Annotated in this window: 8 protein-coding genes and 1 pseudogene; 6 read left to right on the top strand and 3 right to left on the bottom strand. The window is 63.9% G+C overall.

Annotated elements, in window-relative coordinates:
- From AB4Z11_RS09595 to AB4Z11_RS09580, 4 genes and pseudogenes are all read left to right on the top strand, one after another.
- Positions 1 to 238, top strand: a pseudogene (locus AB4Z11_RS09595) (phosphotransferase family protein); the annotation flags it as partial.
- A 63-nt stretch (positions 239 to 301) separates the two neighbouring features.
- Positions 302 to 1,525 (top strand): acyl-CoA dehydrogenase family protein, encoded by a 1,224-nt coding sequence (locus tag AB4Z11_RS09590; RefSeq protein ID WP_442024797.1) that lies wholly within the window; start codon positions 302 to 304, stop codon positions 1,523 to 1,525.
- A gap of 65 nt (positions 1,526 to 1,590) precedes the next feature.
- The gene (locus AB4Z11_RS09585; protein WP_442024795.1) at positions 1,591 to 6,213 is read left to right on the top strand and encodes a PAS domain-containing protein; all 4,623 of its coding nucleotides are present in this window, start codon (positions 1,591 to 1,593) and stop codon (positions 6,211 to 6,213) included.
- A complete protein-coding gene (locus tag AB4Z11_RS09580; RefSeq protein WP_442024793.1) occupies positions 6,210 to 7,124 on the top strand; it encodes a diguanylate cyclase domain-containing protein in 915 nt (304 codons plus the stop codon). Before AB4Z11_RS09585 ends, AB4Z11_RS09580 begins: the two co-directional genes overlap by 4 nt.
- A 121-nt stretch (positions 7,125 to 7,245) precedes the next feature.
- Here the strand turns inward: AB4Z11_RS09580 and AB4Z11_RS09575 are convergent, their stop codons facing one another.
- From AB4Z11_RS09575 to AB4Z11_RS09565, 3 genes are all read right to left on the bottom strand, one after another.
- A complete protein-coding gene (locus tag AB4Z11_RS09575; RefSeq protein ID WP_442024791.1) occupies positions 7,246 to 8,358 on the bottom strand; it encodes an acyl-CoA dehydrogenase family protein in 1,113 nt (370 codons plus the stop codon).
- A gap of 9 nt (positions 8,359 to 8,367) precedes the next feature.
- The gene (locus AB4Z11_RS09570) at positions 8,368 to 9,558 is read right to left on the bottom strand and encodes an acyl-CoA dehydrogenase family protein (RefSeq protein WP_442024789.1); all 1,191 of its coding nucleotides are present in this window, start codon (positions 9,556 to 9,558) and stop codon (positions 8,368 to 8,370) included.
- A 75-nt stretch (positions 9,559 to 9,633) separates the two neighbouring features.
- On the bottom strand, positions 9,634 to 10,515 hold the full coding sequence (locus tag AB4Z11_RS09565; RefSeq protein WP_442024787.1) for a LysR family transcriptional regulator: 882 nt from the start codon (positions 10,513 to 10,515) through the stop codon (positions 9,634 to 9,636).
- Between the two features lie 108 nt (positions 10,516 to 10,623).
- Here AB4Z11_RS09565 and AB4Z11_RS09560 point away from each other — a divergent pair, with 108 nt between their 5' ends.
- Both AB4Z11_RS09560 and AB4Z11_RS09555 read left to right on the top strand, forming a co-directional pair.
- Positions 10,624 to 11,325 carry a dienelactone hydrolase family protein gene (locus tag AB4Z11_RS09560; RefSeq protein WP_442024785.1) on the top strand — a complete coding sequence of 234 codons (702 nt, stop codon included), beginning with the start codon at positions 10,624 to 10,626 and terminating at the stop codon, positions 11,323 to 11,325.
- Positions 11,225 to 11,491 (top strand): alpha/beta fold hydrolase (locus AB4Z11_RS09555; protein WP_442024783.1); only part of this gene is annotated, 267 nt, incomplete at its 3' end. The genes AB4Z11_RS09560 and AB4Z11_RS09555, both read left to right, overlap by 101 nt.

Genomic DNA, 11,491 nt, shown 5'->3' with positions numbered 1-11,491 from the left:
GGGCATTCCATCGCAGCGCGAATACATCGCCAGGTACGCCGAGCGCACCGGCAAGAACATCCGCCTGGAAGACTTCAACTTCTACCTCGCCTTCAATATGTTCCGCCTCGCCAGCATCATGCAGGGCATCATGAAGCGCTATGTGGACGGCACCGCATCGAGCGCGCAAGCGCTGGAGTCAGGCAAGCTGGCCAAACCGATGGCCGAAATGGGCTGGTCCCACGCACAAAACACATAAGGCGGTAACACATTTAGGCCCATTTGAGGCAAATGTGTTACGTCCCCATTGAGGAGACGCATAATGGATTTTGAATATTCCGGCCGCTGCAAGGAGTTGCAGGGTCGTCTGCTGGCCTTCATGGACCAGCACATTTACCCGAACGAAAAGGCCTTCCACGAAGAAGTGGACCGTAACGGCCGCGAAAAGGGCAACCGCTGGATTCCCACTGAACTGATCGAGCGCCTGAAGCCATTGGCGCGCGAACAGGGCTTGTGGAACCTGTTCCTGCCGCGTTCCGCCCGTGCACCGGAAGGCTTGTCCAACCTGGACTACGCCCCGCTGTGCGAAATCATGGGCCGCGTACCCTGGGCTGCGGAGGTGTTCAACTGCTCCGCGCCGGATACCGGCAATATGGAAACGCTGGAACGTTATGGCACCGAAGAACACAAGCAGCAATGGCTCGAACCGCTGCTGCGCGGCGAAATCCGCTCGGCTTTCGCGATGACCGAACCGGCGGTGGCTTCATCCGACGCGACCAATATCGAAACCCGCATCGAGCGCGATGGCGACCATTACGTGATCAATGGCCGCAAGTGGTGGATTTCCGGCGCCGGCGATCCACGCTGCCAGATCTACATCACCATGGGCAAGACGGACTTCAACGCCGCGCGCCACCAGCAGCAATCGATGATCCTGGTACCGGCCGGCACGCCGGGCCTCACGGTGTTGCGTCCCCTGCCCGTCTTCGGCTACGACGATGCGCCGCATGGCCRCTGCGAAATCGCGTTCGACAATGTGCGCGTACCGGCTACCAATATCCTGCTGGGTGAAGGCCGCGGCTTCGAGATCGCGCAGGGCCGCCTCGGGCCGGGCCGCATTCACCACTGCATGCGCGCCATCGGTGTGGCCGAACGTGCGCTGGAGCTGATGTGCCAGCGCCTGAATGCCCGGGTAGCATTTGGCAAGCGCCTTTCCGAGCAGGGAGTGTGGCGTGAACGCATCGCCGAAGCCCGCATCCAGATCGACACGGCGCGCCTGCTGACACTGAAAGCCGCCTACATGATGGATACCGTCGGTAATAAAGTGGCGCAAGCGGAAATCGCCATGATCAAGGTGCTGGCGCCCAATGTAGCCCAGCAGGTGCTGGATTGGGCGATTCAGGCGCACGGCGCGGCGGGCGTGTCGGAAGAGTTCCCGCTGGCCTATCAGTGGGCCGGCAACCGCACCTTGCGCCTGGCCGACGGCCCGGACGAAGTGCACCGCAACGCCATCGCCAAAATTGAGCTGGCAAAGCATGGGAGCTGACGCTTTGCGCGCACGGTGAGCTGAGCTATCATCGTCCTGCAGCCACTATTCCGAAAGGATGTGTAGTGCAGGACGAAGCCAGCAAACCTTTGCCGTCGATACGTTCGCAGATCACGCTGCTGGTGGCGGCATGCGCCTTGCCTGCCCTGGTCGGCGCGATCGTCTTCTTTCTCCATTTTTCCACCGCAGATAACACCGCCGATCAGCAGCGGCTGGCGCGCGCTGTTGCCGTCTCGCTGGATCGCCAGCTACAGGCGGTGGAAACCGCTGCAATATCGCTGGCGGCTGCGCCGGGCATGAAGTCCGGCGATTACGCGGGCTTTCACAGCCAGGCGTCGGCCCAGCTGCGGCCGGGCTTCCCGGCCCAGCAGGTCTTGCTGAGCGACGCCACCGGCCAGGTGCTGGCCACCACCAATCAGGGTTTGCCGCGCGCCGCCAATGCGCGCCGCCTGCAAGCCTTGTTCGCCAGCGGCCGCACTACCCTCACCCGCATGCCGTCCGGTTTCTCGCTGGATGTGCCCATCAGCCGCGAAGGCAAGCCAGTGCTGGCAGTCAGCATGCTGCTGCCGGCCGGCTTGCTGGACACACTGCTGACCGAGCAGCCCTTGCCGCGTGAATTATCCGCCACCTTGTTCGACGCGAAGGATCAGATCATCGCGCTCAGCAAGGGTGAAGCTACCGGCCAGCAAACGCTGGTGAAAATCGCCTACCGCACGGCGCCGGATAGCGCCTGGTCGATCACGGTAGCCCTGCCCGTCACGCCAGCCTTCGGCGGCAGCAGCGGCGAACTGGCGGCGCTGACCGCAGCGCTGGCGGCACTGGTACTGGCGGGCTTCGTGTTTGCGTGGCGCGTCGGAGGCCGCCTTGGCCGCTCTATCCGCGCCCTGAGCCAGCCCGCGCAGGCGTTGGCCGATGGCGCGCCACTCATCCTGCCGCCGATGGCCTTCCAGGAGGCGCATGAAGTGGCGCAGGCCCTACAGCAGCTGGAACAGGCGCTGGCGCGGCATCGCCAGGATCTGGAGCAACTGGTGCAGGAACGCACCCGCCAACTGGAAGATTCCAACGCCCTGCTGGAAACGATTTGCGCCTCGGCTCCGGTGGGCCTGAGCTTTGTCGACACGCGCTTGCGCATTTTGATGGTGAACGATTTTCTCGCGGCGCTGAACGGCATTCCCGTCAGCGAGCACCTGGGCTACCGCTTCGATGAGCTGATCAAGGACCGCCGCTTGCTGGCCTCCATCAATGATGCCTACGGCCGCGTACTCGACACGGGCCGCCCCGTCACCGGCGTTGAATTCAGCGGCAAGGCTGCCGGGCGACCGGAACGCGAAAGCCATTTTGCCGCCAGCTACCACCCCGTATTCGGTGCGGACGAGCGCATGGTGGGCATCACCGGCCTGCTGGTCGATATGACGGAACAGAAGGCCGCCGAAGCAGAACTGCATCAATCCAAGCAGCTGTTCAAATCCGTACTGGAAAATATGCCGGCCGTGGTGTTCGTGAAGGAAGCGGAGAGCAGGCGCTACGAGCTGCTGAACCGGCACGGGGAGCTTTTCCTTGGCCGTCCGCGCGAGGCGGTGCTGGGCAAGCGCGACGAAGAGATCTTCCCGGCCGAGATGGCGACCGGTTTCAGGGAAACGGACAGCCAGGTGCTGGCCTCCAGCGCAGAGATGCAGATCCGCGAAGAAGAGGTACGCTCCGGCGACGGCGAGGCGCGCTGGCTCACCACGCGCAAGGTCGCGCTGCGCGACGAGTGGGGCACCGCCACGCACCTGCTGGGCATCTCGGTCGATATCACTGAACGCAAGCGCGCCGAAGCGGCTTTGCTGAGCGCATCGCAGCGCGCCGAACGCACCACCGCCTTCCTGCGCACGGTCACCGACAATCTGCCGGGCATCGTGGCCTACTGGGATGCGGAGCTGCGCTGCCGCTTCGCCAATCAGTTCTTCCTCGACTGGTTCCGCAAGACGCAAGAGGAAGTGCTGGGCGCGCCGATGTCCGCCGTACTGCCGGCCTTCCTGGTCGACCAGATCCAGCCGCAGCTGGAGGCCGTGCTGGACGGCGCACCGCAAAACTTCGCCCGCGAAATCGCGCTGCCCAGTGGAGATGTGCGCTACGCATGGATCAACCTGATTCCGGACGCCGACGAACAAGGCAAGGTACGTGGCTTCTATGCGCTGGCCTCGGACGTGACGGAACTTAAACGTGGCGAGCAGCGCCTGCAGGAACTCAACGAACAGCTGGTGCGCGCCCGCGACCGCGCGGAGGYGGCCAGCAGCGCCAAGAGCGAGTTTGTGGCCAATATGAGCCACGAAATCCGCACGCCGATGAATGCCATCATCGGCCTGGCGCGGCTGCTGGAAGAGGCGCCGCTGGAACGGCGCGAGCGCGGCTACGTCGGCAAGATCCAGATGGCGACCAAGTCCCTGCTGGGCGTGGTGAACGATGTGCTGGACTTTTCCAAGATCGAGGCCGGCCAGCTGCGGCTGGAACAGGCGCGCTTCAATCTCGAACAGCTGCTGGCCGGCACCGCCATGCTCGTGGCGGGCAGCGCCTGGGATAAGGGCGTGGAGCCGGTGTTCGACATCGCGCCCGGCCTGCCGGCCGAATTGGTGGGCGACGCCATGCGGCTGCATCAGGTCCTGCTGAATTTGATGAGCAATGCCGTCAAGTTTACGGAGCGTGGCGAGGTGGTGCTGGGCGTGCGCGACGCTGGCCGCGACGGGCYGCGCATCACGCTGGAATTCTATGTGCACGATACGGGTATCGGCATCGCGCCGGAGCAGCAGCTGCGCATGTTCGACGCCTTCTCGCAAGGCGATAGCAGCACAAGCCGGCGCTATGGCGGCACCGGCCTGGGACTGGCGATTTCGCGCCGCCTGGTCGATCTGATGGGCGGCGTGATCAGCGTGCAGAGCACACCTGGCCAGGGATCGACTTTCCGCTTCGTGTGTCCGCTGCTGTGCGCACCGGGCGTGCCGCCGGCCGATGTGCCGTCGGCTCTGTGCGGGCTGCATGTGCTGGTGGTCGATAACAACCGCAGCGTACTGCATGCACTGGAGCACGCGGGCGATACTCTGGGATGGGCAGTGTGGACGGCAGCCAGCGCAGCGGAAGGTCTGCATTGCCTGCATACCTTGCATAGCCATCAGCAGAAACTGGATCTGCTTATCGTTGACAATGCCATGCCGGAGGTGGATGGCATCGAGATGCTGGTCGAGGCACGCGGCATTGCGGGCCTGAATCTGCCGCCGGTGATCATGATGGCGTCCGAGCAGGCGGCGGACGATCTGCGTCCGCTGGTTGACAGCCTGCAGATCGCCACTGTGCTGGCCAAGCCATGCACGCCGGGTCAGCTGCGCGCTGCCGCACTGGAGGCGCTGACGGGCGTCGCGCCGGCCATGCAGCAAGCCACGCAGACGCCTTTGGCCGGGCGGCTGGCGGGCATGCGCGTGCTGCTGGTCGAGGACAATGAGATCAATCAGGAGATGGCGCGCTATATTCTGCAGCATGCAAATGCGCAGGTTGAAACCGCGTCTAATGGCGAGATTGCGGTGGACATGCTGCGCGCGCGTCCGGACCGTGCGGACGCGGTGCTGATGGATTTGCAGATGCCGGTAATGAACGGCTACGAAGCCACTGCCGCCATCCGCGCGCTGAGTCTCGATCGCTTGCCGATTATCGCCATGACCGCCAATGCGATGCAGGAAGACCGCATGCGCGCCATGGCCGCGGGCGTGAATGCGCATATCGCCAAGCCGATCGACGTCGACGAACTGATCGCCACCCTCACCCGCCTTGCCACCCCGCGCAGCGGCAGCGCCGTGCACAGAGATTGCGCCCCGCACGGCGACAGTATGCCGCCGGCGCCGCGCCCGCCACAGTCGTCGCACTCGTTGCAGCCGTCGCACTCGTCGTCGCCGTCGCACAGGTCTCAGCCGTCTCAGCTTTCGCACTCGCAGCACTCGTCGCCGCCGTCGTACTCGTCGCCGCCGTCGCAATCCTCGCAGCCGTCGCACGCGCTGAGCGCCCGGCGATCCTTGCCATCGCTGCAGACGGCCCAGACTGACGCGCCGCACGCGCAGGACGGCAGCGGTGCGCTGCCGGTGGAGCTGGCGGGCATTGATCTGCATGCCGCGCTGGGCCGGATGAACGGCAACTTTCCCGCCTTCGTCGTCCTGCTGAAACGCTTCGAGCGCTCGCAGGGCGCTACGGTGAGCGAGGTACGCAGCCTGCTGGAACTGGACAAGCGCCACGCCGCTGGCCAAGCGCTGCACCGCGTGCATGGCGTCGCGGCCAACCTGGGCGCGCGGGAGATCGCCGATCTGAGCGCCGAAGCCCAGGCCGCGCTGGCGGATGGTCAGGACGACGCCCTGGCGTCGCTGCTGACCGCATTGGATGACGCCATCACCACCGTCATCACCACCGCCCGCGCCCTGCCCGAACCCGGCGAAACAAGTGTCGCCTCGGCAGCGGAGCCGGATTTGAACGCCGCGCTGGCCGAGCTGCTCTCCCTGCTCCGCAACAGCAATATGCGCGCGGTCGCCAGCTTCAAATCCCTGCATGCACCGCTCAAACGGGAATGTCCCGATCTGGCGCCCGCGCTGGCCGAAGCCATCGACACGCTCGACTTCACCGCCGCCGAACATCTGGTGAAGGAAATGTTGAAACGGAGGGAATGGGCATGAGCTGGGACGACCAGGCGCGCAATGGGCGCATCCTGATCGTGGATGACGCCACCGAAAACATCCAGATGCTGAGCCATGTGCTGGGCGAAGAGCATGAGCTGCTGTTCGCGCTGAACGGCGAAAAAGCCCTACAGTTGGCGCATGACCAGCAGCCGGACCTGATCCTGCTTGATGCCGTCATGCCCGGCCTGGACGGCTACGAAGTCTGCGCCGCGCTGCGTGCATCGCCCGGCGCGCAGGACATTCCCATCATCTTCKTCACCGCCCTCACCACGCCGGAACACGAAACGCGCGCACTGGAAGCGGGCGCCGTGGACTTCATCACCAAACCGTTCAACATGGCCGTGGTCAAGGCGCGCGTGCGCACCCATCTCACGTTGAAGCGCCAGTCCGACGCCATGCGTGAGCTGACGCTGACTGATGCCCTCACCGGCATCGCCAACCGCCGCAGCTTCAACGACGCTTTCGACAACGAATGGCGGCGCTGCGTGCGCTCAGGCACGCCACTGTCGGTGATCATGATCGACATCGATCACTTCAAGAATTACAACGATGCGTATGGCCACCAGGCCGGCGACCATTGCCTGCAGCAGGTCGCCAACGCCATGCGGCACTGCGCGGGACGTCCGCCGGATATGCTGGCGCGCTACGGCGGCGAGGAATTCGTGGTGCTGCTGCCGAACGTGGAGGCGTCCGGCGCGGAGACGGTGGCGCAGCGTATTCTGCTTGAGGTGCGGCGGCTGGCGATACCGCACCGCATGTCGACGGTGAGCGATATCGTCACCGTCAGCATCGGCGCGGCCACGCTGGCGCCGGGCGATGGATTGTCGCCCGAAATCCTGATCCGCGCTGCGGACCGGGAACTGTACGAAGCCAAGGAATCAGGCCGCGACCGCTACAGCGCCGCGTGACTGCCCGGCGGATCGATGATCCGCCCTACGCCAGACAGCCGTGCGAGTCCGCCGGTCACGCAGCGCCGGCCACCAAATGCGATGAATTACCACCCACCGAACGCCGGCGACGTAGGGCGGGTCATTGACCCGCCGTGAATCCCGGCTCGTGTGCGAACCGTTCAAGGTGGTGGTCCACATCGCCCAGGGTAAGGCCGATCATGGTCAGACGCTTGAAGTGGTGTGCTGCCGGCAGCTCGTCGGTCACGCCCATGCCGCCGTGCAGCTGCACTGCCTGCTGGCCGACGAACTTGGCCGCCTGCCCCACACGCACCTTGGCAGCCGACGCCACGCGGCGGCGCTCTTCCGCATCGTCCGACGACACTTTTACCGCCGCCAGCATCGCCATCGAGCGCGCCTGTTCCAGATGGATGAACATATCCGCCATGCGATGCTGCAGCGCCTGAAACTGGCCGATCGGCACGCCAAACTGCTTGCGCGTTTTCAGATATTCCAGCGTCGCGGCGAAGATCGCATCCATCGCGCCTATCGCTTCAGCACACAGCAGCGTGTTGCCGTAATCGGCAGYCGCTTCCAGCACATCCCAGCCGCCGCGCAATGGCGTCGCTTGCGCGCCATCGAAGCGTACGGTTGCGGCGCGCTGCCCATCCAGCGTACGGTAATCGGTGACCGTCACACCTGCGGCATCGCGCTGCACGACATACAGCGCAATTCCTTCGCGCTCGCGCTGCGCGCCGCGCGTGCGGGCCGAAACGATGAATGCGCCCGCCTGTCCGCCGTGCACCACGACAGTCTTGGTGCCGGTAATCGTATGCGATGGCGAGGCCATGGTCGCGACATCAGCCAGATCGTAGCGCGATTGCTGCTCGCCCAGTGCGCAGGCCAGCTTCAGCGAACCGCTGGCGACCTGCTCCAGCAAGGCCTCCTGGCCGCCGGCCAGTTTGAGGAACTGCGCACCCAGCATCGTCGCAAAATAAGGTTCAACCACCAGGCCCCGCCCCAGCTCCTGCATCACCACCATCATGTCCACGGCACTGCCATCAAAGCCGCCCTGCGCTTCCGGCACCGGCAGCGCAGTCATGCCCAATTCGACCAGCTGCGACCAGGCTGCGTCGGACACGCCGGCATCGGAATGGATAATCTTGCGGCGTGCTTCAAAGCCGTAGTCCTTGTCGATCCAGCGACGCAGCGCATCAGCGAATTGCTGCTGCTCTTCCTTGAAAGTGAAATCCATGCCGTCCCCTTACAGTCCCAGAATCATCTGGGTGATGATGTTTTTCTGAATCTCGTTCGAACCGCCGTAAATGGAGGTCTTGCGGAAGTTGAAGTAGTAGCCCGCCAGCGGCGCGGCAGCGTCGTCGCCCGCGACCGCATGCTCGCTGCGGCCCTCCAGATATTCCGGGTCAAAAGGCAGCGCTTCCGGGCCGGCCGCTTCCAGCATCAGCTCCGTCAACATCTGCTGGATCTCGGAACCGCGCACTTTCAGCACGGACGCCTGCGGACCCGGCCCCTGGTGCTCCTGCGCGATGGTACGCAGCACGGTCACTTCCAGCGCCATCAGTTCGATTTCGAGATTTGCCACCTTGGCGCCGAACAGCGGGTCCTCCAGCAGCGGCTTGCCGTTGCGCTGCTGGCGCATGGCCAGCTGTTTCAGGAATTGCAGCTCGCGCTTGGAGCGCCCCACCGCCGCAATGCCGGTACGCTCATGGCCCAGCAGGTATTTGGCGTACGTCCAGCCTTTGTTCTCCTTGCCGATCAGGTTCGACACCGGCACCTTCACGTTGTCGAAGAAGACCTCGTTCACTTCATGCTCTTCATCCAGCATGATGATCGGGCGCACGGTGATACCCGGCGTTTTCATATCGATCAGCAGGAAGGAAATGCCCTCCTGCTTGCGCACGCCTGGATCGGTGCGCACCAGGCAGAAGATCATGTCGGCGTGCTGGCCCAGCGTGGTCCAGGTCTTCTGGCCGTTGACGATGTAGTGGTCGCCCTGGCGTTCCGCGGTAGTCTTCAGTGAGGCAAGGTCGGAACCGGAACCCGGCTCGGAATATCCCTGGCACCACCAGTCGTCGCAATTCAGGATGCGTGGCAGGTAGTGCGCCTTCTGCTCCTCGTTACCGAAAGCCATGATGACCGGCGCCACCATGTTCACGCCAAACGGCAGGATGGGCGGGGTGCCGGCGCGGGCGCATTCCTCTTCCCAGATGTGGCGCTGGGTCGCATTCCAGCCCGGACCTCCGAATTCGGCCGGCCAGGCAGGTGCTGCCCAGCCTTGTTTGGCGGCGATCTTGTGCCAGCGCACATAGTCTTCTTTCGCCAGACGCTTGTGCTGGCGCACCTTCTGCTGCAGATCGGCGGGCAAATTCGCTTCGAGGAAGGCGCGCACTTCGGCGCGGAAAGCCTCATCGGCAGCGGAATAGTTCAAATCCATGCTGTCTCCTTGGTTTTTTTCGTGCTCAAACAAAAAAGCACGATCGTTCCAAAAGATTGTACAGCAGTTTTCCTCTCAGGAACCGCAGAGTTTATGGCGATTGTCGGCAAACAGGCTGATGAGCCAGCCGGCCACGGTCTTGAAGCGCCCGATCGAGGCCGCATCCCGATGGCTCAGCAGCCACAGCTCGCGCCGCACTTCCGCGCCGCTCAGGCGCACCAGCGCGGGATCGCCATCGATCAGGCACGGCAGCAGCGCCAGCCCCAGGCCGGCGCGGCAAGCCTGGGTCATGGTGGCCAGGCTGTTGACGCGCAAGGCAATCCGCGGCTGCGGCGCCAGACTGTCCAGCCAGCGCATCTCGGGCAAATGGGACAGCGAGGCATCATAGGCGATCCACGGCTGGCTGCCCCACTGCGCCGGCGGCGTGTCCACGAAGCGCGGCGCACCGAAAACGGCCCAGCCAATCTCACCCAGTTTGCGCATCAAAAGTGCCGCATCTTCAGTGGGCTGCGCCAGGCGCAAGGCGAAGTCGGCCTCGCCGCGCATGAAGGACATGTTCTGGTTATCGCCCAGCAGTTGCACATCGAGCGCCGGATGCTCGGACAGCAAGCCCGCCAGCGCGGGCGTCAGCCAGAAATTCAGCAGGAAGTCGATGGCGGTAATGCGTACCAGGCCCCCGATCGCATCGGCCTCCTGCGACGACGCCAGCAGCATGCTCTGCACATTGCCATATACCGCCTCGCCGTACTCGACGAAGACGCGGCCCGCGCTGGTCAGCTGATAGCGGGTGTTATCGCGGATGAACAGGCGCAGGTTCAGCGCCTTCTCGGCTGCGGCAATGCGGCGGCTGATGGTGGAGGCGTCCACGCCCAGTTCGCGGCCGGTCGCGCTCATGCTGCCGCAGCGCGCCAGGGCGAGGATCAGCGGAATGTCGTTCCAGTCGAAGTCGCTCGTCATGTTGACCCTGCATTTCTGCAAAACGGCCTTGCAGGCTTGGGCGTTCCCGCCAGCGCCAGCAAGTTCTAAAGTGAGTTCACCAAAACACACAACCACAAGGAGCACATCATGAGCCTGACCATCTCCACGCCCGACGGCAATTTCCAGTGCTACGTAGCACGGCCCGCCAAGCCGGGCACCTACCCCGTGCTGGTCGTGCTGCAGGAAATCTTTGGCGTCAATGCCGGCATTCGGAGTATCGCTGACGACTACGCCGCCAAAGGTTTCATCGCCGTCTGCCCGGATCTGTTCTGGCGTGCCGAGCCAGGGTTAGACATGTCCGAGTCCAGGGAAGCCGACTGGGCCAAAGGATTCGCTCTCTACAGTGCTTTCGACTTCGACAAAGGCGTGCAGGACATCGCGGCCACCGTCGCCGCAGCCCGCAAGATCGAAGGCGGCAACGGCAAGGTTGGCGTGACGGGCTACTGCCTCGGCGGCCTGCTGACTTTCATGAGCGCCGCGCGCATCGACGCCGATGCCGATGCCTTCGTCGCCTACTACGGCGGCGGCACCGAGAAATACGTATCCGAAGCGCCGCAGATCAAGGCCCCGATGATGTATCACCTGGCCGAAGAAGACGAATACATCAACAAGGACGCGCAGGCCGCTATCAAAGCCTCAGTGGCCGGCAAACCGAACGTCGCGCTGTACAGCTACCCGGGCCGCAATCATGCCTTTGCCCGTCCCGGCGGCAACCATTACGACGATCACGACGCAAAGCTCGCAAACAGCCGCACCGACGCTTTTTTCAAACAGCAACTTGCACTCTAACATAGCCTTGAAAGGATCAATCATGTACTTCACCACCAAAGACGGCGTAGAGATTTACTACAAAGATTGGGGCCCGAAAGACGCCCAGCCCATCGTGTTCAGCCACGGCTGGCCCCTCAGCTCGGACAGCTGGGAGTCGCAAATGTTCTTCCTGGCGAACCATGGC

Source organism: Pseudoduganella sp. RAF53_2, from assembly GCF_052113985.1.
GTDB lineage: Bacteria > Pseudomonadota > Gammaproteobacteria > Burkholderiales > Burkholderiaceae_D > Rugamonas.
This window is presented reverse-complemented; position numbering and strand designations above follow the sequence as displayed.